Here is a 22,056-nt window from a genome sequence, read left to right as displayed (position 1 = left end):
CGCCTCCTTGTGCAACGCAATCAGGGCACGCGCAACCCGTCCGGTATCGCTGTCTGCCGGCGGACCAGCAACAGGGCGATCAAGACCGTGGGGACGAGGATCGCGAGGCCGAGCAGCGTCACCTGCATCTGTGACAGCGGCATGATTCCGCCGCCGGGGGTGGCCACCACGAAGCCGCCGATCACCAGCAGCACGCGGATCGGCCATTCCAGGCTGCCTGTGCCACGGAGATCGCCGACGAAGGGCTGGTAGCCCTGGATGCCACCGCAGATGAACAGCGTGCCGAAGGCGGCGAGCGCCATCAGGCCGAGGCCGGCCAGATAGGGGCTTTCCCCCTGCAGCACCAGCGCCGGATTGAGCACGAAGAAGAACGGGATGAAATAGATGATGCTGCCGACCCACATCGATTCCCATCCCGTCTTCATCGCCGGCGAGCCGGCGATGCCCGCGGCGGCGAACGAGGCGATCGCGACCGGCGGGGTGATCGACGACAACATGCCCCAGTAGAAGATGAACATGTGCACGGCCATCTTGTTCAGCCCGAGCTTCTCCAGCGCGGGCGCGACCAGGATGGCGAGGAAGATGTAGCAGGCCGTGGTCGTCAGCCCGAGGCCGAGAATGAGGCTGGTGAGGGCGCACATGCCCAGCAGCAGGAACGGATTGTCTCCGGCAATGTGCAGCAAATCGTTGGCGAGGCTCGACACCACGCCGGTCATCGAGAACGCGCCGATCAGCAGGCCACAGCCGGCGAGGATGCCGACCAGCTCGACGAAGGTGCGTCCGTTGACCTCGAGGAACTTGCCGATCGTGCCGAACGTCCAGCGCGTGTCCTTGGAGAAGAACTGGTTGAGCACCAGCAGCAGTGCGGTCGCGTAGAACGGCGCGTGGCTCTCGCGCTTGAAATACAGCAGCATCACGATCAGCAGCGCGATGACGAAGACGTAGTACCAGCCGTCCTTGATCGTATCCATGATCCGCGGCAGCTCGGCGCGCGGAATCCCCTTCAGCTTGTGCCGCGCGGCGTAGGCGTCGACCTGCATGAACAGGCCGACATAATACAGCACCGCGGGAATGATCGCGGCGATCGCGACGTCGGCGTAGCTGACATTGAGGAATTGCGCGATCACGAAGGCGGTGGCGCCCATCACCGGCGGCGCCAGCACCGCGCCCGTGGAGGCGCAGGCCTCGATCGCGCCGGCATAGGAGGCGCGAAAGCCGCTCTTCTTCATGACGGGGATGGTCATGGTGCCGGCGGTCAGCACGTTGGAGATGATCGAGCCCGACATCATGCCGAGCAGGCCGCTGGCGAAGATGCACACCTTGGCCGCGCCGCCGCGGAACGTGCCGCACAGCGCGAAGGCGAGGTTGATGAAGAACTTTCCGGCACCCGTCATCATCAGCGCGGTGCCGAACACCAGGAAGCCGATCACGGTGTCGGCAAAGGCCTGGATGGGAATGCCGAGCAGGCTCTCGCCCGACAGCACGTGATAGGAAGTCGCCTGCTCCAGCGTCGATTGCGTGCCGCGGAACGGACCTAACCAGCTGGATTCGGCGAACAGCGGATAGACGGTGAAGGGCAGCACGCTCAAGAGCAGGCTCCAGCCGCCGGTGCGCCGCAGCGCCTCCATCAGCATCACCCACATCACGAGGCCCGCCGCGATCACGGTGTTCGGCGCGCCGCCGAATTCCCAGCCGGCCTCCGCCGCCTTGCGCACGTTCGACATCAAGAGCAGCGCGGCCGCGAAGGTCACGACGAAGAAGACGAGGTCGTACCAGGGAATGCGGTCGAGCGGCGCGCGCCCGGTGCCCGGAAAGATCAGGAACGTGAACGGCAGCATCAAGGCGATCAGGAGATAGAAATACTCCGTGTTGAGCTGGGTGTAGCCGATGAAGAAGCGCAGCGAGAATTGCTGGTTGATGCAGAGCAGGATGGTCGCCGCGGTCGCAGCCACCAGCGTCCAGCGCCAGGCGCCGCGCAAGCTGCGGACGCGCGTCACCTCCGCCTCCTGCATGTTGGCGGCGGCGCCGTGCGGATCGTCGAACACGACGCGCTTGGCCGCGTCCTGCGGGGCGGTGGAGATGGAAGCAGACATGATCGATACCGCGCGTGGGTTGTTGAACGCAGACTAGGCGAATCGCAGTTGGTTGGAGCGGTCGGGCCGCGGGCGACCAAACCTCTCCCGCTTGCGGGAGAGGTCGGCGCGCAGCGCCGGGTGAGGGCTTTCTCCTCTGGGGGAACCCCGCCGCGGAGACACCCTCTCCCCACCCCTCTCCCGCAAGCGGGAGAGGGAGCGCATCTCGCGCATGGCCACGATCAAGCCCGATCTCACCACGCTCTAGTCCTCGAACCCGTTCACCATCTCGGCCTTGGCGAGCGCCGCCGCGCGCGCCTTCATCCAGCCCTCGAGGAATGGCTTGTCGTCCGCGGGCGGGTTGGACTTGCCGTAATCCGCCCAGGCGGCGCCAAGCACCTCCTGGCGCTTGATCAGCTTGTTGTTGTGTGCCTCCTGCGCCTCGCTCCATTGTCCGGCTTCCTTCAGCGCCTTCACCGCGCCGGGATGCACCGGCACGACCCAGTTCTTGGTCTGCCGGTCGGCGGCAAGCCCGCCGGCGCCGGGCGCGGAGTCCTTGTAGGCATCGTAGTTCACGATCATCGCCTTGGTGACGGCATAGACCTGGTCGGCGGGTTGCGAGGCATAGGTGACGAAGATCGGGTAGGGGTAGTTGCCGAGTTCAACGGGCTTCTCGGGCGAGATGCCGGCGCCACAGGTCGCAAGCTGCGGGAAGAAGAACGAGCCGACCTTCTGCATCCGCGCCCAGCCCTCCTTGTCCTTGGCCGGCAGCGGCGGCCAGATCAGGCCGCGCGGCGAGGTCTCGGCTTCCTTGGCGGGGCCGGTGATGGTGGTGCCGAAGGCGGCATCGGTGTCGTTGTTGATCAGGCCCTTCCACATCGCGCCGTAGCTGGCGAACTCGACGACCTTGACGTCCTTCTGCGTCAGTCCGGCGAAGGCAAGGACTGCGAGCGAATTCTGGTTCAGTGCCGGCGAGCCGACCACGAAGCCGACGCGCTTGCCCTTGAGGTCCTTCAGCTCCTTGACGCCGGTGTCGGCGGCGACGGCGAGCGAGCCGCAATTGCAGTCGACCGTCGAGAGCAGGATCTGGAGCGGCTGCGGCCCCCATTCCTTGCTGCCGAACTCGAACACGCCCTCCTGCGCGAAATAGGTGCCAGATCCCATCGCCGCGGTGACCGCGCGCTTGGCGCGCAGCGGCGCGAGCCGCGCGACGTCGTTGCCGGCCGGCAGCACGCGCACGTCGGTGCCGTATTTGTCCTTCATCATCTTGCCGACGCCGACCGCGATGTTGAAGCCGGCGGTGCCGGTGTCATAGGCGGTGAACGTCAATGTCGCCGGCAGCTTGATGTCTTCGGCGAACGCATAGCGTGTAGACGCAAAAGAAATGCCCGCAACCAAGGCAGGCGCGAGCACGAGCAGCCCACGAAACATGTTTCCCTCCAATGATCCTCGCGTTTGCCGCGAAGATTTTCTTTCTTTGTTTGAAACAAGATTTGTTTGAAACAGATCATGTCATCGCGATCAAGCGATGGCAACGCCGTACCGCGAACGCAGCAACGAGGCAGACAGATTGTCGCGGAAGCCAGGGATAATGCAGTCAGTTCGCGACGATCGCGATCGCCTGTCCTTCGGCAACGACATCGTCGAGCTCGACCAGAAGCGAGGTGATCGTGCCGCTCGCGGGCGAAGGGACGGGTATCTCCATCTTCATGGCCTCGACCACCACAACGTCGTCGCCATCCGCCACGGTTCCTCCAACTTGCACGGGAGTTGCGCAGATGCGTCCCGCGACTTCAGTGACGATCTTTATTTCTGGCATGCCAATCGCCTTTTTGTTGTGGTCGCAAAATGCCTGAGGTAGTTTCTTCTGCAAGCGGAATTTAATTCCGCAGAGCGGAACAGCTGGTAGGGAACATGGGACGACGTTCGGAGCGGTTGAGTAGGCAAGGAATCCTCGTCGGTGATGCCGGTGAAGGTGATGTCATCCAGGTGGTGTCGCGCGCGTTCGACGTGTTGCGATGCTTCGAGGGCCACGATAGCAGGCTCGGCAATCTCGAGATTTCAAATCGCTGCGGCCTGCCGCGCTCGACCGTGTCGCGGCTCACGCACACGCTGACGCGCATGGGCCAGCTGGTGTATCTGCCGCGCGATCAGAAATATCGCATCGGCCCGAGCGCGGTGGCGATGAGCGCCTCGATGATGAAGGGCGCGCAGCTGCGCAGCATGATCCGCCAGCGGCTCCAGGAAGTGGCCGAGCAGCTTCCGGGCACGGTCGGCTTCGTCGTCCCCGATCGCTTCCATCTCGTCTATCTCCAGTTCGCGCGCTCGGCGACCGCCCTCGGCCTGCACGAGGGCACCGGCAGCCGCATCTCGATGGCATCCACTGCCGCGGGCGCGGCCTACACCGCGGCACTGGCGCCCGAGGTCGGCGATGCCTTCATTGCGGACATGGAGCGCGAAGCCCCCGAGGCTGCGAAAATCCTGCGGCCCCGCATCGAGGCCAACAGGCAGTCGCTGCGCGAGCGCGGTTATGTCGTGGCCTGCGGCCTGTGGAGCCCGCACATCAACGGCCTCGCGGTGCCGATCTGGTCGCCGCAGTACCAGACCTTCGTCGTCATCACGATCGGTCTTCTGTCGGCGATGTATGACGAGCAGCGTCTGCATGCCGAAGTCGCGCCGCTGATGCTCGCGCTTGGCCGCTCGCTCGGCAGCCTGATGGAGGGCGCGGAAGGCGACGTCTTCAACAGCCGCATCCCGCGTAAACCGGTCGCAATGGCCGTGCACAACAATAACAAGCCGATCAATTCGGAGGGAGTGAATGAACTGGAAGCCGGAACTCGACGAGCTCGCCCGGCGCGAAGCCTTCGCGCGGGAGATGGGCGGCGTTGACAAGGTCAAGCGACAGCATGACCAGGGCCGGCTGACTGTTCGGGAGCGCATCGACAAGCTGATCGACAAAGGCAGCTTTCACGAGATCGGTGCCGTCTCCGGCATCGGTGAGTACAATTCCAGCGGCGAGTTGCAGAAATTGACGCCGGCGAACTGCGTGTTCGGCCGCGCCCGCGTCGACGGCCGCACCGTGGTCGTGGTCGGCGACGATTTTACCGTGCGCGGCGGTTCGGCGGATGCCTCGATCTCCGCAAAGCCGCTGATGGCGGAGGAGATGGCGCACGATTTACGTCTGCCCATCGTCCGCATCATCGAAGGCTCCGGCGGCGGCGGCTCGGTCAAGACCATCGAGACCAAGGGTGCTGCGAATTTGCCGGGCGGCATCGGCGGCACGCGCTGGTATCGCTTCACGACCGAAAACCTGTCGCGCGTGCCCGTGGTCGCGCTCGGCCTCGGCTCGGTCGCGGGGCTTGGTGCGGCGCGTCTTGCCGCCAGCCACTATTCTATCATGACCCGGAAGTCCGCGATGTTCGTCGCGGGCCCGCCGGTGGTGAAAGCGCTGGGGCAGGACCTCTCGAAGGAGGAGCTCGGCGGCGCGGATATCCAGACCCGCGCCGGCGCGATCGATCATGCCGTCGACACGGAAGAAGAGGCGTTCGCCTGCGCGCGGCGCTTCCTGTCCTATCTGCCGTCGTCGGTCTACGAATTGCCGCCGACCGTGCCCTGCGCCGACAGTCCGGAGCGCAGCGAGGAAGCGCTGATGAATGCGGTGCCGCGCAACCGAAAGCAGGTTTACAAGATGCGGCCGATCATCGAGCAGGTCGTGGACAAGGGCTCGTTCTTCGAGGTCGGCTCCAATTTCGGCAGACCTGTTATCGTCGGTCTTGCCCGGCTCGAGGGCCGGGCGGTGCTGCTGCTCGCCAGTGACAGTTTTCACTATGGCGGCTCCTGGACGGCGGATGCGTGCCAGAAGGTGGTGCGCTGGGTCGACTTCGCCGAGACCTTCCATCTGCCGATCGTCTATCTCATGGACTGCCCCGGCTTCATGATCGGCCTCGATGCCGAGAAGGCGGCCACGATCCGCCACGGTGTCCGCGCCATGGCCGCGGTCAACCAGACCACGGTGCCCTGGTGCACCGTGATCCTGCGCAACGCCTTCGGTGTCGCCGGCGTGGTGCATCAGCCCGCCGACCGCTTCTCGATCCGCTACGCCTGGCCCTCGGCCTATTGGGGCTCGCTGCCCCTCGAAGGCGGTATCGAAGCCGCCTACCGCGCCGACATCGACGCGGCCGAGGACAAGGCAGGCAAGCTGCAGGAGATCCAGGAGCGCCTCAACAAGCTGCGCTCGCCGTTCCGCTCGGCCGAGAAATTCTGGGTCGAGGAGATCATCGATCCCAGGAAGACACGGTCGCTGCTGTGCGAGTTCGCGCGGCTGGCCGAGCCGCTGCGCAAGCCGGGGCCGCCGGAGAACATGACGATCAGGCCGTAGGCGCGGGATCGCTGCGGACCGAAGGCGCGCCCCCTCGCATTCTCGCATCATTCCCCCTGACGTGGCTGGCCGGGGATCACGGACGGCGGTTTGGGCCAGGCGCTCCAGCAGGGAGTTCCCGGCTCTTGCCGGGATGACGTTTTGCGGGGGACGCCCCGTCTCGCTCCCCCCGAACGCCATCGCTTCAATCTCCGGGAACCCGTTTATTTCGCGTTAATGATGCCCTCTCAACAGGGGGCATTTCAGTCTGTTGCAGTCCGTGTTTGTGGATTGCCCGTAAGCGTTGATTAAGAAGCCCATCTCCATAGTCCGGCCCGTGATCAGGCCAGAAAAGGGCTGAAAATCCCGCCATTTGCTCCGATCACACGAATTAAGGGAAGTGTCTCCGCCGCAACGACGGCAACCAGGGTCAGACCATGCTCCTCCGCGTAGTGCTCCGTTTCGCGAGCGACCGGAATGCCAACGTTGCCATCATCTTCGCGCTGATGATGGTCCCCACCATCTTTCTGCTGGGCATGGCGCTCGACTATACGCTGGCCATTCGCCAGCGGGAGCAGTTGAACGCGGCCGCCGACGCTGCCGCCATCGCGGCCGTGAGGCCGGCGATGCTGACGCAGACCGACACCTCCGTGGTCAAGGCGACCGCGGAAGCCGTGTTTGCCGCGAAGGCGAATCTCAAGGGGCTGGCGTCGACCCCGACACCGACGGTCAATGTCGTCGATTCCGGGCTCGCGCGGAGCATCACGGTTTCCTACACCGCGCAGTCCGTCAACAACTTCGCCGGCGTTCTCGGCCGGCAGACCTGGCAGATCGGCGGCTCCGCGACGGCGAAGGCGTCGAGCGCGCCCAACATGAACTTCTACCTGTTGCTGGATGACTCGCCGTCGATGGCGATTGCTGCGACGCAGACCGCCATCGACAACATGATCGCCGCCACGAAGAACCAGCCCAGCTACGCGAAAAATTGCGCGTTTGCCTGCCACGAGACGCACCCCAACAACGCAAATCCCAGCTCGACGAACAAGGACAATCTCACCGTCGCGCGTGCGAACAACGTCACGCTGCGCATCGATCTCGTGACGAACGCCGTTACGCAGCTGATGGTCGGGCCCTGGGCGTGCCCGCAGTCGGGCGTTTCGGGCGGCGTCATGCAGTGCATGGCGGCGCTCAACAACACGACCTACAAGGCTGCCATCTACACCTTCGACTATGGCCTGAACACGATCCAGACGCTGACCACGCCGACCACCGCCGGCACCAAGATCGGCAACATTCAACTCCTGACGGTCGACCACCAGAACTGCCCCATTCTCGACAGCAAGGGCAACTGCGTCTACACCACCGACTACGGCACGGATATTTCGAACGGGCTCACCGGCGTCAACAACGTGATGCCTGCGCCGGGCAGCGGCACCAACCAGTCGGGCGATACGCCGCAGGAGGTGGTCTTCCTCGTCACCGACGGAGTCGAGGACAAGCTCATCCCGAAGACGGGCGGCACCTGCGACGCCAATGCCACCTATGCGCTTCCTTCGGCCAACTCGACGACCTTGCGGTGCCAGCAGCCGCTCGACACGGCGATCTGCACGACGATCAAGAACCGCGGCATTCGCATCGCGGTGCTCTATACCGAGTATCTGCCGCTGCCGACCGAAAGTTGGTACAACACCCGGATCGCGCAGTTCAACAATCCGTCCTCGTCAACGGGCATGATCGCGCAACGGCTGCAATCGTGCGCATCGCCCGGCCTGTATGCGAGCGTGCAGACGGGTGGCGACATTTCCGCGGCGCTGACCAACCTCTTCATCAAGGTCGCGTCCAGCACCGCCAATCTCGTGCAGTAGGGAAGCGCCATGACCCGACTGAACGTTGCAACAAGGAAGAGACGCCGCGATCGCTGCGCCGCTTTCGCCGGGGACAGCAAGGGAGCCACGGCGGTCGAATTCGCGCTCGTCGCGGCCCCGTTCCTCGCCCTCATCATCGCCCTCATCCAGACGTTTCTGGTTTTCTTCGCTCAGGAATTGCTCGAATCCGTGGTGCGTCAATCGAGTCGCCTGGTGATGACCGGGCAGGTGAAGGATCAGGGGATGACGCAGGCTGCATTCAAGCAGAAGGTCTGCGATCAGGTCGTGCTGTTCTTCACCTGCCAAGGCCTGATGGTCGACCTGCAGGTTGCCAATTCATGGTCTGCGGCGAACACGGCCTTGCCCACCCTGACTTTCGACAGCAACGGAGCAGTCACGAATACCTGGCAGTTCAACCCGGGCGATGTCGGCGATATCGTCGTTCTCCGGGTGACATACATCTGGCCGGTCGTTCTTGGGCCGCTCGGTTTCAATCTCTCAAATCTTTCGGACGGCAACCGGCAGATCATGGCGTCCGCCGCTTTCCAGAATGAGCCGTAATCGCAGAAGGAGTCAGCTATGATCGCCGGCCTGTCGTTTCGCGCGCGGCACCTTTGGACTGACGTTCGTGGTGTTGCAGCGACCGAGTTCGCCATCGTGGTCCCGTTCATGCTGGTGCTCTATGTCGGCGGCGTCGAGCTCGGCAACGGCTTGGCCATGAACGTCAAGGTCAGCGCCACTGCGCATTCTGTCGGTGACATGGTTTCTCAGAATACGCAGGTCAGCGCGGCTCGCATGCAAGCCATTCTCGGCGCCGCGAAGGCAATCATGGCGCCTTATCCCGTTACGGACGCCGGCGGGGCCTCACTCATTACGATCACGGTGTCCCAAGTCTCCACCGACGGCAATGGCAACGCGACAGTTCAATGGAGCGAGTCGACCAGCACGACGGGAAAGAGGAAGTCGGGTGACCCGATGATCTTGTCGTCGTTTACCGCACCAGATCCGAATAATCCGAACAATGCCAACATCTCGCTCATTCTGAGCGAAGTGTCCTACAACTACACGCCCAACCTCGGTTACACGATCAGCGGCACCGTCAAGCTGACCGACAGCTATTACCTCTTCCCGCGCTGCTCGACCAACAGCCCGGCCACGTCGAACTTTCCGTATTACGACGTGAAGTACAGCTCGTCGTCGACGACGACGTGCACGTGCATCCAGCATCTGCAACTGAAGACCTGCTAGCTTCGCGACGGGGCCACGCGCTTCGTTGGCAGGCCCTGTCGGAGATCGGGGACGTTGACATCATGCCCCTGTTTTGCCCGACGGGTCAAGTTTTTCTTCGGTAAATCGTAAGTCTTTGATGTTCCACGCCCGTCTACTGTGCATGGGGTTGTTTTTTACTTTTTGCTTGAGAGCTTCGCCCGAAGCGCTCCTCAGGCGCTCTCCGTCTCCCGGTGCACGTCGTGCACCACGAGCCCCATGCCTTGCTCCGGCATCTTGATCCAGTCGCGCCGCTTCAGCGTGCGCCTGGTGTCCTCAAAGCCGCTTGCCCAGTGCTCGCGCATCGAGGTGCCCGAGAACTCATGGTCCTTGGCGTCGCCCTCATAGGCCTTCTGCTGGTAGATCAGATGCAGGATCGCGATCTCCGGCATATGGCTGAGGCTGGTCTTGAGCTGGCGTTCCTCGTCGGAGAGCTGTTCCTCCGGCAGCTTCGCCAGCGCCTTGTAGAGCAGGACCTTGAGATTGTGCGTGCGGCGATAGACGTCGGTGTTGTGGCGGGTGCGCGAGGAATACATGATGTCCTTGTGGCGGGCCATCACGTCCTGGATCGAACGCGGCAGCACGCCGCGGGCACTGAACAGGTCGACCTGGAACACCAGCGAGTTGAGCGCGTCCTCCTGGTCGAGCAGGTGCTGCAGCGGGGTGTTGGAGACGATGCCGCCGTCCCAGAAATGATCGGTGCCGATCCGCACCATCGGTAGCGCCGGGGGCAGGGCGCCGGAGGCCATGATGTGCTCCGGCCCGATCTCGTCATGGGCGTTGTCGAAATAGATGAAGTTGCCCGAGAGCACGTTCACCGCGCCGACCGCGAAGCGAACCTTCTTCTCGTTGATGAGGTCGAAGTCGACGAGCTCGCGCAGGCTCTCCTTGAGCGGCGTCGTGTCGTAATAGCTCGTCGCGGTCCTGGCGCCGACCGGGCTGAACCAGGGATTGACCTGATGCGGGGTGAAGAAGCCGGGCTGGCCCATCGCCGACGTCATCCACGCGCTGGTGAGGTTGCGCCATTGGCGGAAGACGTCGCCATCGGGCGTGTAGTGCCAGATCTTGCGGTCGGTGATGCGCTCCCAGAAGGTGCGCAGCGCATCCAGCCGCTTCTCCGGCCTGTTGCCGGCGATGATGGCCGAGTTGATTGCACCGATTGAAACGCCGCAGACCCAGTCGGGCTCGATGCCGGCCTCGTGCAGCGCCTGATAGACCCCGGCCTGGTAGGCGCCGAGCGCGCCGCCGCCTTGCAGCACCAGCGCGACGCGGTCGCAGCGTTCGGGGCGCCAGCCTCGCACGGGAGGCTGATGGGTCTGATAAGCCGGTTGCGACGTGCGGGCGTCCATGACTGGTATCTCCTGCCTCGCAAAACGATTGCGTCCGGCGGTGACGCCGTGATGACAACGGCGGCGCCGATGCAGCGTGTGCATGCAGACCAGCCTCGCCTGGAATGGCCGGGTCGCGCGACTGACGGAAAACCTTCACATCGCAGTCAATGACGACCGCTAGCACTTCCGGCCGAACGGATCACAGGAGAGACGCGATGCGCAGGGAAGACGTGCTGAGACTTCCGTCGATGCCGGCCGCGGGGCCGAGCTATCCGGCCGGGCCCTATCGCTTCGTCAACCGCGAATTCCTCGTCATCACCTACGAGACCGATCCGGACCTGATCCGCGCCGGCCTGCCCGAGCCGCTGGAGCCGATCGACCAGCCGATCGTGCATTACGAATGGATCAGGATGCCGGACTCCTCCGGCTTCGGCAGCTACACCGAGTCCGGCCTCGTCATCCCGGCGCGCCTGCACGGCGAAGAGGTCAACTTCGTCTCGCAGATGTATCTGGACGACGATCCGCCGATCGCCGCGGGCCGCGAGATCTGGGGCTTCCCCAAGAAGTACGCCCATCCGAAACTCGAGATCGTCAAGGACACGCTGACCGGCACGCTGGAATATGCCGGCCAGCTCGTTGCCATGGGCACGATGGGCTACAAGCACGAGAGCATGGCCGGCAACGGCGATCTCACCCGCGCCACGCTGTCGAAGACGCAAATCAATCTGAAGATGATCCCGGGCGTCGACGGCCGCCTCGAGGTCTGCCAGCTCGTTGCCATCAACCTCGTCGACATCGTGCCGAAGGGCTCGTGGATGGGGCCGGGACGTCTTCACCTCGTGCCGCACGTCAATGCGCCGGTTGCCGATTTCCCGGTCCGCCGCGTCGTCGGCGCGCATCACTACATCGCCGATCTGACGCTGCCGTTCGGCCGCGTCGTGCACGATTACATCAGGGAAGCCGAGGCGGCGGCCGCGACGGGGCTGGCCGCGGAGTAGGGCGGTCCCCATCATCAAGCTGTAACAAAGCCGTAATTGAGTACCCGCATGGATCCGGAAGATGCCGTCAGCCATCGTCCGGAGACTGGGCATCTGTTGACGGTTGGGGTTGGCCATGGCTGAGCCGGCAAAGCTTGTCAGCGCGACGTCGGATCCTGCGCCGGCCATTTCCGGTCTGGTGTGGGCGTTCCGCCTGCACGGCGACGGCAGCACCGAGGCGCTGCCGATCGACCGTCCGATCGAGCTCAGCCATGACGGCCGGCTCTGGCTGCATTTCAACCTGACCGATGCCCGCACCCGGCCGTGGATTGCGGCATCGACGCTGCCGCCGCTTGCCCGTGAATTGCTGCTGTCGAACGACACGTTCCAGCAGCTCCATGTCATCGACCATTGCGTCTACGGCGTATTCTCCGACCTCGTGCGCGACATCGACAGCGCGACGGAGGAGACCGCGTTCCTGCGCTTCGCCATGACCGAGCATCTGCTGGTCAGCGGCCGGCATCAGGCACTGTGCTCGGCGGATGCGACGCGCCGGGTGCTCGAGGGCGGCTACCGTGTCGACAATGTCGCCCATCTCCTGGAAAAGATCGTCGACGAGGTCGCCGACACGCTGGACCGCTTGGCCGACAAGCTCGGCCAGGAGATCGACAGCATCGAGGAGCGGATTCTGGCCGATGACGCCAAGCCGGAGATGCGCCGCAATCTCGGCCGCCTGCGCCGCACCTGCGTCAGGCTGCATCGCCAGCTCACGGGATTGCGCGTGCTGTTCCACCGCCTCGACCAGAAGAACACCGATCATCTCTCGCCCGGGCTTCGCATTCACGCCGGCAAGCTGGCGCAGCGGCTGGATGGACTCGATCATGACATCGTCGAGCTGCGCGAGCGCAGCCGCCTGCTCGAGGAGGAGCTGCGCTTCAAGAACGAGGAGGAGAGCAACCGCCATCTCCACACCCTCTCCATCGTGACCTCGCTGCTGCTGCCGCCGACGCTGATCACCGGCATCTTCGGCATGAACACCAAGGGCCTGCCGCTGACCGATGTCGAGAGCGGGTTTCTCTGGGCGGCGGTGCTGATGGCCTCGTCGGTCGGTGCGGCCTATCTGTTCATGCGGCGCAAGGGCATTTTTGGATAGCGTGCGTCGATCGTGAGCTGGCTTGCCCATCAGTCTCCGTTGCGATGCGTGAGCGCGATTGCGCTGGCTTCAACAGTGGCGAGCACCGCTGCGTTCGCGGGCGCCAAGGACGAGAGTGCAGCCGCGTGGCTGGCCCCAAAATGGTTCAACGAATGGCACGACGGGCTCGCCAGCAAGGGCCTGAATTTCGGTGCGACCTATATCGCCGACAACATCGCCAACGCCTCCGGCGGCGTGAGGCGCGGCGCCATCCATTTCGGTCGCCTCGATCTGTCGGTCGACGCCGATCTCGACAAGCTGGTCGGCTGGAGCGGCGGCCGCTTCTACGCCAATGCCTTCGTGGTCTACGGTCGCGGGCTCTCGCGCAACTACGTGCAAAACCTCGCCGCGATCAGCGAGATCGAGGCGCTGCCGGACCAGCGGCTCTACAACGCCTATTTCGAGCAGAGCCTCCTTGACGACCGCCTGAACATCAGGGTCGGCCAGCAGGCCGCCGATGTCGAGTTCTTCGACAGCCAGACCGACGACCTCTTCATCAACGGCACCTTCGGCTGGCCGGCGATCAAGGCGTCCAACCTTCCGGCCGGCGGCCCGGCGCCGCCGATCGCGGTGCCCGGTCTTCGCGTCAAGGCCGCTTTGACCGACAAGATCACCGCCTACGGTGCGGTGTTCAACGGCGATCCGTCAGGGCCGGGCGATGCCGATCCGCAACTGCGCGACCATCACGGCCTCGCCTTCCGCGTCAACGACCCGCCCTGGGTGATCGGGCAGGTCCGCTTCAACTACGACATCGATATCGGGGGACGTCCGCTCGCCGGCAATGTCACGCCGGGCGCCTGGAAGCATTATGGCTCCTTCGACAGCCAGCGTTTCACCGCGGAAGGCCAGTCGATTGCGGATCCCTCTGGAAGCGGCATTCCCGCAAAGCTTCGCGGCAATTACGGGATCTTCGCGGTGATCGAGCAGGTGCTCTACCGTCCACCGGAGGTGAAGGACAACTCTACGTCGGCCTCGATCCCCGGCATCACCGCGTTCGGCCGCATCGCCTACAGCCCGCCGGACCGCAATCTGATCGACCTCTATCTCGATGGCGGCATCGGCTTCGTCGGCTTCACACCCGGCCGTCCGCTCGACCGCTTCGGCGTGGCGATGGCCTATATGCGGATCTCGAACACCGCGCGCAATCTCGATCTCGATACGAATGTCTACACCGGCGTCCGGGGCCCGGTGCGCAGCAACGAGACGCTGATCGAGATGATCTACGAGGCGCATATCAAGCCGGGCTGGCTGGTCGCGCCTTACTTCCAGTACGTGTTCCGCCCCTCCGGCGGCATCCCGAACCCGAACGATCCGACCGGAGTGTCGCGGATCGGTGACGCCGCAGTGTTCGGCGTCACCACCACGATCAGGTATTAGGCCATCGCCGGCTTCGGTTCGGCCTTCGGCTGCCGCGACAGCGCCAGCACGATCAGCGCGGCGAACACGCAGAGTGCGCCGGCGATGAAGAAGGCGGGCAGATAGCTCTGATAGACCGTCCGCGAGAAACCAGCACCGAACGCCGCCGTGCCGGCGCCGAGCTGATGGCCGGCAAAAACCCAGCCGAACACCAGATTGGCACGCTCGGGTCCGAATTTTTGCGCGGTGAGGCGCACCGTCGGCGGGACCGTGGCGATCCAGTCGAGCCCGTAGAACATCGCGAAGATCGACAGTCCATAGAACGAGAAATCGCTGAAGGGCAGGAAAATCAGCGAGAGCCCGCGCAGGCCGTAGTACCAGAACAGCAGGTAGCGATTGTCGTAGCGATCCGACAGCCAGCCCGACATGATGGTGCCGAAGAAATCGAAGATCCCCATCGCCGCGAGCAGGCTGGCCGCCTGCACCTGCGGGATGCCGAAATCGAGACACATCGGAATCAGGTGCACCTGGACAAGGCCGTTGGTCGAGGCGCCGCAGACGAAGAAGGTCGCAAACAGGATCCAGAACGCAGCTGACTTGGAGGCGTCGCGCAGCGTGCCGAGTGCGACGGCCGTGATCGAGCCATGATTGACCGGCGGGGCGGGCAGCGGCTCGGTGCCTTCGTCGCCGAACGGACGCAGGCCGACATCGCTCGGCCGGTCGCGCATCACGAGCAGCACGGCGAATGCGGAAACGCCAAGCGCGATGCAGACGAATCCCAGCGCAAGGCGCCAGCCGTAACGTTCAGTCATGCTCGCGAGCAGCGGCAGGAACACGAGTTGGCCGGTAGCGACGCTCGCGGTCAAGATGCCGATGACGAGACCTCGGCGTGCCGCGAACCAGCGCGTGGCGATGGTGGCGCCCAGCACCAGCGCAGTCATGCCGGTGCCGATGCCGATCACGACGCCCCAGAGCGCGACGAGCTGCCAGACCTCGGTCATGCCGAGCGAGAGCACCAGCGCCGAGACCACGATCAGCTGTGCCGTCAGCGTGACGTTGCGCAGGCCGTAGCGGTTCAGCAGGGCGGCGGCGAACGGCGCCATCAGCCCGAACAGGATGAAGCGGATCGAGAGCGCGGAGGAGATCTCCGCGGTGCTCCAGCCGAACTCCTTCTGCAGCGGAACGATGAACACGCCGGGCGCGCCGACCGTGCCGGCGCTGATCAGCGCGGCGAGGAAGGTCACGCCGACCATCACCCAGCCGTAGTGGATATTGCGGCGGCTGAGTGTTGCCGCGAGCCAGTTCGAAATCATCGCCCCTCAATCGTGGTTGGCAGGCTCAGGGAAACCCGCGTCATTGTTGCAGTCTGGCATGGAAGCGGGAAGTCTGAAATGACAGACTTCCCTCATTTTCGGACGCCACGCCTTAGTGCGCGAGCCGCTCCACCGCGATCGCGGTCGCCTCGCCTCCGCCGATGCAGAGCGCCGCGACGCCGCGCTTGAGGTTCTGCGCCTCGAGCGCATGCAGCAGCGTCACGATCAACCGCGCGCCGGTAGCGCCGATGGGATGACCGAGCGCGCAGGCGCCGCCGTTGACGTTGAGCTTGTCGCGGGGAATGCCGAGATCGCGCTGCGCCGCCATCGCCACCACGGCAAACGCCTCGTTGATTTCGAACAGGTCGACGTCACCGGCACTCCAGCCGACCTTGTCGAGCAGCTTGCGGATCGCCGGGATCGGCGCCGTGGTGAACCATTGCGGTTCCTGGCTGTGGGTGGCGTGGCCCTTGATCACGGCGAGGGCCGGAAGACCGCTGCGATCGGCCAGCGAGCGCTTCGCCAGCACCAGGGCAGCAGCGCCGTCGGCATTGGCGGAGGAGGCCGCGGGCGTGATGGTGCCGTTGGCGCGGAACGCTGGCTTGAGGCCGGGGATCTTGGCGGGATCGACCTTCAGCGGATGCTCGTCGTTGGCGATGACGCGGGGCCCGGCCTTCTCGGTCAGCGTGATCGGCGCGATCTCGGCCTTGAAGGCACCGCCCTCGACCGCCTTGCGGGCGCGGCTCAGCGTCTCCATCGCATAGGCGTCCTGGTCCTTGCGGGTGAATTGGTAGGCTTCCGCCGTGGCCTCGCCGAAATCGCCCATGGAGCGGCCGGTCTCGTAGGCGTCCTCCAGTCCGTCCATCATCATGTGATCGATGATACGGTCATGGCCGACGCGATAGCCGCCGCGTGCTTTTGCGAGCAGATAGGGCGCGTTGCTCATGCTCTCCATGCCGCCGGAGACCACGATGTCGGCCGAACCGGCGCGGATGATGTCGTGCGCCAGCATCGTCGCCTTCATGCCGGAGCCGCAGACCTTGTTGACCGTGGTGGCGCCGGTCGCATCGGGCAGCCCGGCTGCGCGCGCAGCCTGCCGCGCCGGCGCCTGGCCTTGTCCAGCCGGCAGCACGCAGCCCATGAAGACCTCGTCGACCTTCTCGGGCGCGAGCTTGGCGCGCTCCAGCGCAACGCCGATCACATGGGATCCGAGCTTGTGCGCAGCTAGGGGCGACAACTCGCCCATGAAGCGGCCGAGCGGGGTGCGGGCGGCGGAGACGATGACGACGGGATCGGCGGCTTCGGCCATGACGGAACTCCCTGCGATGACGGTGTGTAAGATTATAGTCATCATATGATGCGGCGCAAAAAATGCAACCGCGCCCCGCATGAGAAAATCTTGCCGTTCGCATGAGATTTGTTGATGAGAGCCGAAAGGCCTTTGTCGGGACGACACCGAGGGTAGCTTTCAGGACAGTGCTAACAAACAGGCGTCCTGTAGCGCGAGGCCTGCCGCCTACCGTTTCCGGTTCACAAACGCGCCCATCAGCCGCGTCGGCTCGTCCGTCAGGAACGACTCGCCGAACACCTTGATGCTGAGGTTCACCGACTCCGTCAGCGGCAGCTCCTCCCATTGCCGCAGCAGCGCTTTCTGCGACCGCAGCGCCTCCGGGCCGCATTCGAGCAGAGCGGTCACGAGATGTTCGACCTCCGCGTCCAAGCCGCCCTCCGGCGCGACCTTGTCGACCAGACCCCAGGCCAGCGCCGTCGGCGCGTCGATGTTCTCCGCGGTCATCACCAGCCAGCGTGCGCGAGCCCAGCCGATCAGGCGCGGCAGCAGTGCGGCGTGGATCACCGAGGGGATGCCGACGCGGACCTCCGGCATGCCGAAATGTGCATCATGCGCGGCGATCCGGAAATCGCACGCGGCTGCCACCTCGAGCCCGCCGCCGAGGCACCAGCCGGGCATGCGCGCGATCACGGGGGCAGGGAACTGGCGCACGGCCTCGCAGAGATCGCGCAGCCGGCTGATGAAGGCCTCGGCTGATTTCTGGTCGAGCTTGGCCATCTCCTTGATGTCGGCGCCGCCGATCATGCTCTTCTCGCTCTGGCCGCGCAGCACCACGACGCGGATGCTGCGGTCGGTGGCGAGCTGTTGCAGGCCTTCGCGGACTGCGTCGGTCACGGGCGAGCCCAAGATATTCAGAGGGCCGGCGTTGCAGATCGCGACGTGAACGACGCCGCGCGCATCGCGCGTCACGCCGCAGTAATTGTTGAGCATTTCCATCGTGGGATCTCGACGTTTGTTGGACGTGCGCTGATGCATTCGTCGGGAACACTTCCGGGCCGAAATGGCTTGCTTGTCAAGCAGGCCGGGGAGGCGGAGTTGCCAGCGCGAAGTTCGTGGCATAGTATGATAACGATCATTCAAAGAGGCCGCCATGACCTGTAACGATCAGCTCGACCTGTTTTCGCCTACGCAGCGGCGCGAGCGCGTGGTGGATTGGCAGGTTCCTGCGCCGGTCGCGAAAGTGGCGATGGGTCTGTCGGGCATGGATGCCATGCTGGGCATTCGCGACGGCCGCCTGCCGCCGCCGCCCTTCGCGAAGCTGATCGGCTTCACCATGGCGGTGGTCGAGCCGGGCCGGATCGTGATGGAATTGGAGCCGCGCGAGGATCTCGAAAATACCATCGGCCTCCTGCATGGCGCGACGGCCGCGGCGCTGATCGACACCGCCATGGGATGCGCCCTCTCGACTCGGCTGGAGGCCGGGCAGTCTTCAGTGACCCTCGATCTGAAAATGACGTTCCTGCGCCCGCTGTCGGTCCGGTCCGGGCTGATCTCGGCGGAAGGTAAAATCATCAAGCTGGGACGCCAGACCAGCTACACCGAGGGGTTTGTCCGCGACGGCAAGGGCGCGCTCGCAGTCCATGCAACTGCAACTTTTTCCATGATCGGCGCAACAACTTAACATGATTTAATTCACCGTATGGTCCATTTCTGTGTTATGGGATGATCTCCGACATTCAATGAGACGCGCATGCGCTATTCCCGGGAACACAAGCAGGAAACCCACGACCGAATCGTGAAGAAGGCCTCAGTGCGGCTGCGCGAGAAGGGTGCGCACGGCATCGGCGTCGCCGACCTCATGAAGGAGGCGGGCCTCACCCACGGCGGCTTCTACGCGCATTTCGATTCCCGCGAGGCGCTGGTGATCGAGGCCTTTGCCTACGCCATGGACCGTTCGATGGAGCACTGGCGCAAGCTCACGGATGAGGTTGCGCCCGAGAAGCGGCTGATGCTGATCGCCGAGGCGTATCTCTCTGCGCTGCACCGCGACAATCCCGGCCATGGCTGCTCGATCCCCGCGCTCGGTGCCGAAATCGCCCGCGAGAGCCCGAAGACGCGAAAAGCCTTTGCCGGCAAGCTCGACGAGATGATCGAGATGTTGACCGACTACATCCCGAACCTGCCGCGCAAGGCGGCGCGCAAGCAGGCGATCACGACACTGGCGACGATGGCCGGCACCATGTTGCTGGCGCGCATCGCCGGCTCCAGCGAGCTTTCGGACGAGGTGCTGAAGGCGGGCAAGGACAATGCGCTCGACGGCGCCAAGCGCGAGCCGAAGGTGACGGCGGCGAAGAAGGCGAAGCAGAATTCGTAGGGTGGGTTAGCCTTGCGGCTGCGCAAAGCGCAGTCGGCTGGCGTAACCCACCGCTTCTGTCGCCGCTGAAACAAAAGTGGTGGGTTACGCTGACGCTAACCCACCCTACGAATTCCTATCGCCCCGCAAACAGCGCCCGGTCGCGCTCCACGATCTCGCCGATGTAATCCGCCACCGCCCTGATCCGGGCGAGATCCTTGCTGTCGGCGTGCATCAGCATCCAGAACGTCCGCGTGATCGAGACCTCTTCCGGCAGCACAGCTTTGAGCTGCGGATAGTCGCTCGCCATGAAATGCGGCAGTACGGCGATACCGAAGCCCGAGAGCGTGGCGTTGAGCTGGGCGATCAGATTGGCGCTGCGGAAGCGTGCGGAAATCCGCGGCGACACCTGCGGCAGATAGTCGAGTTCCGGCGTGAACAGGAGCTCCTCGATGTAGCCGACGAAGCGGTGCTGCGGCAGCACCTCGCGCGAGACGATCGTCGGGAAGCGGTCGAGATAGGCGGGGGCGGCATAGAGGCCGAGGCGGTAGTCGAGCAGCTTGCGGCCGACGATGCGGCCTTCCTTCGGCATGGTCAGGCTGATGGCGATGTCGGCCTCGCGCTTGGAGAGAGAGAACAGTCGCGCAGTAGCCACAAGTTGCAGGTCGAGGTCGGGATAGCGATCCGCAAAGGGCGCCAGCCGCGGCGCCAGGAAGGCGGTGCCGAAGCCGTCAGGCGCGCCGATCCGCACCGTGCCGGTCAGCCGCGCCACCGAGCCGCCGACCTGCTCCTGATTGGCGACGATGGTCGATTCCATCGCTTCCGCGCTGTCCGCGACGCGCTGGCCGGCCTCGGTGAGGAGGTAGCCGGTCTTGCGCCGGTCGAACAGCTTGGCCGAGAGGTGCTTTTCCAGCCGGTCAACGCGGCGGATCACAGTCGCATGGTCGACACCGAGCTGTTTTGCCGCGGCCGACACCGAGCCGCCCCGCACGATGGCCAGCACGAAGCGGAAGTCGTCCCAATCGATAGCGCCTTGATCCAGCATTTTCGCACATCTATGGTGCATTATCTCAGACTTGAATCCTATAAAATGCAGGTCGATAGGATTTGTCAAAGCGAACAGGCTGGCCTGAAGGAGATCTTTCCATGCGTTCAATCGGACATTTCATCGGTGGCAAGGAGGTCAAGGGTACCTCTGGCCGCACCGCCGACGTCTTCGAGCCGATGACCGGTGACGTCCAGGCCAAGGTGGCGCTGGCATCGAAGGCCGAAGTCCGCGCCGCGGTGGAGAACGCCCGCGCCGCGCAGCCGGAGTGGGCCGCGACCAACCCGCAGCGCCGCGCCCGCGTCATGATGAAGTTCGTCGAGCTGGTTCAGCGCGACTACGACAAGCTCGCCGAGTTGCTGGCCCGCGAGCACGGCAAGACCGTGCCCGACGCCAAGGGCGACATCCAGCGCGGCCTCGAGGTCGCCGAGTTCGCCTGCGGCATCCCGCATCTGATGAAGGGCGAGTACACCGAAGGCGCCGGTCCTGGAATCGACATCTATTCGATGCGTCAGGCACTCGGCGTCGTCGCCGGCATCACGCCGTTCAACTTCCCGGCGATGATCCCGATGTGGAAGTTCGCGCCGGCAATCGCCTGCGGCAACGCCTTCATCCTCAAACCGTCGGAGCGCGACCCTGGCGTGCCGATGCTGCTCGCCGAACTGATGATGGAAGCGGGCCTGCCGGCCGGCATCCTCAACGTCGTCAACGGCGACAAGGAAGCCGTCGACGCCATCCTCGACGATCCCGATATCAAGGCCGTGGGCTTCGTCGGCTCCACGCCGATCGCCCAGTACATCTATGAGCGCGCAGCCCAAACCGGCAAGCGCTGCCAGTGCTTCGGCGGCGCCAAGAACCACGCTATCATCATGCCCGACGCCGACATGGACCAGGCGGTCGACGCGTTGATTGGTGCGGGCTACGGCTCGGCCGGCGAGCGCTGCATGGCCGTGTCCGTTGCCGTGCCCGTCGGCAAGTCCACCGCCGACCGGCTGATGGAAAAGCTGATCCCGCGCGTCGAGAGCCTCAAGATCGGCACCTCGATCGATCCGTCGGCCGATTACGGCCCGCTGGTGACGCGCGAGGCGGTCGAGAAGGTCAAGGGCTATATCGACATCGGCATCAAGGAAGGCGCGACGCTCGCCGTCGACGGCCGCGGCTTCAAGATGCAGGGCTACGAGAAGGGCTTCTATCTCGGCGGTTCGCTGTTCGACAATGTCACCAAGGACATGCGGATCTACAAGGAAGAGATTTTTGGCCCGGTCCTCTCGGTCGTGCGCGCGCATGACTACAAGGAAGCGCTGGCGCTGCCGTCGGAGCATGACTATGGCAACGGCGTTGCCATCTTCACCCGCGACGGTGACGCCGCGCGCGACTTCGCGGCCAAGGTCAATGTCGGCATGGTCGGCATCAACGTGCCGATTCCGGTGCCGATCGCCTATTACACCTTCGGCGGCTGGAAGAAGTCGGGCTTCGGCGATCTCAACCAGCACGGCCCGGATTCCGTCCGCTTCTACACCAAGACCAAGACGGTGACCTCGCGCTGGCCGTCCGGCGTCAAGGAAGGCGCGGAGTTCTCGATCCCGCTGATGAAGTAGTGCGATTGGTGTGAGCTCCAGCGGCATCGGGAAATCACCT

Annotated in this window: 19 protein-coding genes; 11 read left to right on the top strand and 8 right to left on the bottom strand. The window is 64.5% G+C overall.

The genetic code is table 11. From position 1 onward, the window contains the following. Positions 1–20: 20 nt before the first annotated feature. From AC1RUR_RS35055 to AC1RUR_RS35045, 3 genes are all read right to left on the bottom strand, one after another. Complete coding sequence (locus tag AC1RUR_RS35055; protein ID WP_492852625.1) at positions 21–2,093, bottom strand: TRAP transporter permease; 2,073 nt, start codon at positions 2,091–2,093, stop codon at positions 21–23. 243 nt (positions 2,094–2,336) lie between these two features. Continuing rightward, complete coding sequence (locus tag AC1RUR_RS35050) at positions 2,337–3,503, bottom strand: TAXI family TRAP transporter solute-binding subunit (RefSeq protein ID WP_492852624.1); 1,167 nt, start codon at positions 3,501–3,503, stop codon at positions 2,337–2,339. A 166-nt stretch (positions 3,504–3,669) separates the two neighbouring features. Then, on the bottom strand, positions 3,670–3,891 hold the full coding sequence (locus AC1RUR_RS35045; RefSeq protein WP_492852733.1) for a biotin/lipoyl-containing protein: 222 nt from the start codon (positions 3,889–3,891) through the stop codon (positions 3,670–3,672). A gap of 95 nt (positions 3,892–3,986) precedes the next feature. Between AC1RUR_RS35045 and AC1RUR_RS35040 the strand changes: the two genes are divergently transcribed. From AC1RUR_RS35040 to AC1RUR_RS35020, 5 genes are all read left to right on the top strand, one after another. After that, positions 3,987–4,961, top strand: coding sequence for an IclR family transcriptional regulator (locus AC1RUR_RS35040; RefSeq protein WP_492852622.1), 975 nt, complete (start codon positions 3,987–3,989; stop codon positions 4,959–4,961). Next, complete coding sequence (locus AC1RUR_RS35035; protein WP_492852620.1) at positions 4,891–6,450, top strand: acyl-CoA carboxylase subunit beta; 1,560 nt, start codon at positions 4,891–4,893, stop codon at positions 6,448–6,450. Before AC1RUR_RS35040 ends, AC1RUR_RS35035 begins: the two co-directional genes overlap by 71 nt. A gap of 416 nt (positions 6,451–6,866) precedes the next feature. Further along, positions 6,867–8,294 (top strand): TadE/TadG family type IV pilus assembly protein, encoded by a 1,428-nt coding sequence (locus tag AC1RUR_RS35030; RefSeq protein ID WP_492852618.1) that lies wholly within the window; start codon positions 6,867–6,869, stop codon positions 8,292–8,294. Positions 8,295–8,303: 9 nt separating this feature from the next. Then, the gene (locus tag AC1RUR_RS35025) at positions 8,304–8,855 is read left to right on the top strand and encodes a TadE/TadG family type IV pilus assembly protein (protein ID WP_492852616.1); all 552 of its coding nucleotides are present in this window, start codon (positions 8,304–8,306) and stop codon (positions 8,853–8,855) included. Positions 8,856–8,873: 18 nt separating this feature from the next. Continuing rightward, positions 8,874–9,542, top strand: coding sequence for a TadE/TadG family type IV pilus assembly protein (locus AC1RUR_RS35020; protein WP_492852614.1), 669 nt, complete (start codon positions 8,874–8,876; stop codon positions 9,540–9,542). A gap of 191 nt (positions 9,543–9,733) precedes the next feature. On the opposite strand, the gene AC1RUR_RS35015 is transcribed toward AC1RUR_RS35020, so the two are convergent. After that, positions 9,734–10,909, bottom strand: coding sequence for a patatin-like phospholipase family protein (locus AC1RUR_RS35015; protein ID WP_492852612.1), 1,176 nt, complete (start codon positions 10,907–10,909; stop codon positions 9,734–9,736). Positions 10,910–11,106: 197 nt separating this feature from the next. Between AC1RUR_RS35015 and AC1RUR_RS35010 the strand changes: the two genes are divergently transcribed. From AC1RUR_RS35010 to AC1RUR_RS35000, 3 genes are all read left to right on the top strand, one after another. Continuing rightward, entirely contained in the window at positions 11,107–11,889 is a 783-nt protein-coding gene (locus AC1RUR_RS35010; protein WP_492852610.1) for an acetoacetate decarboxylase, read from the top strand. A 115-nt stretch (positions 11,890–12,004) separates the two neighbouring features. After that, on the top strand, positions 12,005–13,021 hold the full coding sequence (locus tag AC1RUR_RS35005) for a transporter (protein WP_492852608.1): 1,017 nt from the start codon (positions 12,005–12,007) through the stop codon (positions 13,019–13,021). 12 nt (positions 13,022–13,033) lie between these two features. Next, on the top strand, positions 13,034–14,437 hold the full coding sequence (locus tag AC1RUR_RS35000) for a carbohydrate porin (protein ID WP_492852606.1): 1,404 nt from the start codon (positions 13,034–13,036) through the stop codon (positions 14,435–14,437). Here AC1RUR_RS35000 and AC1RUR_RS34995 read toward each other — a convergent pair. From AC1RUR_RS34995 to AC1RUR_RS34985, 3 genes are all read right to left on the bottom strand, one after another. Further along, positions 14,434–15,729, bottom strand: coding sequence for an MFS transporter (locus AC1RUR_RS34995; RefSeq protein ID WP_492852604.1), 1,296 nt, complete (start codon positions 15,727–15,729; stop codon positions 14,434–14,436). The two genes, AC1RUR_RS35000 and AC1RUR_RS34995, sit on opposite strands and share 4 nt — an antisense overlap. A 112-nt stretch (positions 15,730–15,841) precedes the next feature. Next, a complete protein-coding gene (locus tag AC1RUR_RS34990) occupies positions 15,842–17,038 on the bottom strand; it encodes an acetyl-CoA C-acyltransferase (protein ID WP_492852602.1) in 1,197 nt (398 codons plus the stop codon). Between the two features lie 207 nt (positions 17,039–17,245). Then, positions 17,246–18,016 carry an enoyl-CoA hydratase gene (locus AC1RUR_RS34985; protein ID WP_492852600.1) on the bottom strand — a complete coding sequence of 257 codons (771 nt, stop codon included), beginning with the start codon at positions 18,014–18,016 and terminating at the stop codon, positions 17,246–17,248. Positions 18,017–18,170: 154 nt separating this feature from the next. Here AC1RUR_RS34985 and AC1RUR_RS34980 point away from each other — a divergent pair, with 154 nt between their 5' ends. After that, on the top strand, positions 18,171–18,701 hold the full coding sequence (locus AC1RUR_RS34980; protein ID WP_492852598.1) for a PaaI family thioesterase: 531 nt from the start codon (positions 18,171–18,173) through the stop codon (positions 18,699–18,701). A 69-nt stretch (positions 18,702–18,770) separates the two neighbouring features. Next, on the top strand, positions 18,771–19,394 hold the full coding sequence (locus AC1RUR_RS34975) for a TetR/AcrR family transcriptional regulator (RefSeq protein ID WP_492852596.1): 624 nt from the start codon (positions 18,771–18,773) through the stop codon (positions 19,392–19,394). A gap of 115 nt (positions 19,395–19,509) precedes the next feature. On the opposite strand, the gene AC1RUR_RS34970 is transcribed toward AC1RUR_RS34975, so the two are convergent. After that, the gene (locus AC1RUR_RS34970; RefSeq protein WP_492852594.1) at positions 19,510–20,418 is read right to left on the bottom strand and encodes a LysR family transcriptional regulator; all 909 of its coding nucleotides are present in this window, start codon (positions 20,416–20,418) and stop codon (positions 19,510–19,512) included. 101 nt (positions 20,419–20,519) lie between these two features. On the opposite strand from AC1RUR_RS34970, the gene AC1RUR_RS34965 reads away from it, so the two are divergent. Beyond that, on the top strand, positions 20,520–22,016 hold the full coding sequence (locus AC1RUR_RS34965; protein ID WP_027543112.1) for a CoA-acylating methylmalonate-semialdehyde dehydrogenase: 1,497 nt from the start codon (positions 20,520–20,522) through the stop codon (positions 22,014–22,016). Positions 22,017–22,056: the final 40 nt, after the last annotated feature.

The sequence above is a fragment of the Bradyrhizobium sp. GW821-FHT12B03 genome (assembly GCF_058807535.1).
Note: the sequence above shows the minus strand (reverse complement) of the source record. Positions and strands in the feature narration are given on the sequence as shown.

Coding starts and splice junctions, on each gene's coding strand:
- AC1RUR_RS34965 (WP_027543112.1), top strand. CDS start 20,520: ATGCGTTCAATCGGACATTTCATCGGTGGCAAGGAGGTCAAGGGTACC.
- AC1RUR_RS34980 (WP_492852598.1), top strand. CDS start 18,171: ATGACCTGTAACGATCAGCTCGACCTGTTTTCGCCTACGCAGCGGCGC.
- AC1RUR_RS35050 (WP_492852624.1), bottom strand. CDS start 3,503: ATGTTTCGTGGGCTGCTCGTGCTCGCGCCTGCCTTGGTTGCGGGCATT.
- AC1RUR_RS35030 (WP_492852618.1), top strand. CDS start 6,867: ATGCTCCTCCGCGTAGTGCTCCGTTTCGCGAGCGACCGGAATGCCAAC.
- AC1RUR_RS34975 (WP_492852596.1), top strand. CDS start 18,771: ATGCGCTATTCCCGGGAACACAAGCAGGAAACCCACGACCGAATCGTG.
- AC1RUR_RS35040 (WP_492852622.1), top strand. CDS start 3,987: ATGGGACGACGTTCGGAGCGGTTGAGTAGGCAAGGAATCCTCGTCGGT.
- AC1RUR_RS35015 (WP_492852612.1), bottom strand. CDS start 10,909: ATGGACGCCCGCACGTCGCAACCGGCTTATCAGACCCATCAGCCTCCC.
- AC1RUR_RS35035 (WP_492852620.1), top strand. CDS start 4,891: ATGAACTGGAAGCCGGAACTCGACGAGCTCGCCCGGCGCGAAGCCTTC.
- AC1RUR_RS35045 (WP_492852733.1), bottom strand. CDS start 3,891: ATGCCAGAAATAAAGATCGTCACTGAAGTCGCGGGACGCATCTGCGCA.
- AC1RUR_RS34985 (WP_492852600.1), bottom strand. CDS start 18,016: ATGGAAATGCTCAACAATTACTGCGGCGTGACGCGCGATGCGCGCGGC.
- AC1RUR_RS35010 (WP_492852610.1), top strand. CDS start 11,107: ATGCGCAGGGAAGACGTGCTGAGACTTCCGTCGATGCCGGCCGCGGGG.
- AC1RUR_RS35055 (WP_492852625.1), bottom strand. CDS start 2,093: ATGTCTGCTTCCATCTCCACCGCCCCGCAGGACGCGGCCAAGCGCGTC.
- AC1RUR_RS35025 (WP_492852616.1), top strand. CDS start 8,304: ATGACCCGACTGAACGTTGCAACAAGGAAGAGACGCCGCGATCGCTGC.
- AC1RUR_RS34990 (WP_492852602.1), bottom strand. CDS start 17,038: ATGGCCGAAGCCGCCGATCCCGTCGTCATCGTCTCCGCCGCCCGCACC.
- AC1RUR_RS35005 (WP_492852608.1), top strand. CDS start 12,005: ATGGCTGAGCCGGCAAAGCTTGTCAGCGCGACGTCGGATCCTGCGCCG.
- AC1RUR_RS35020 (WP_492852614.1), top strand. CDS start 8,874: ATGATCGCCGGCCTGTCGTTTCGCGCGCGGCACCTTTGGACTGACGTT.
- AC1RUR_RS34970 (WP_492852594.1), bottom strand. CDS start 20,418: ATGCTGGATCAAGGCGCTATCGATTGGGACGACTTCCGCTTCGTGCTG.
- AC1RUR_RS34995 (WP_492852604.1), bottom strand. CDS start 15,729: ATGATTTCGAACTGGCTCGCGGCAACACTCAGCCGCCGCAATATCCAC.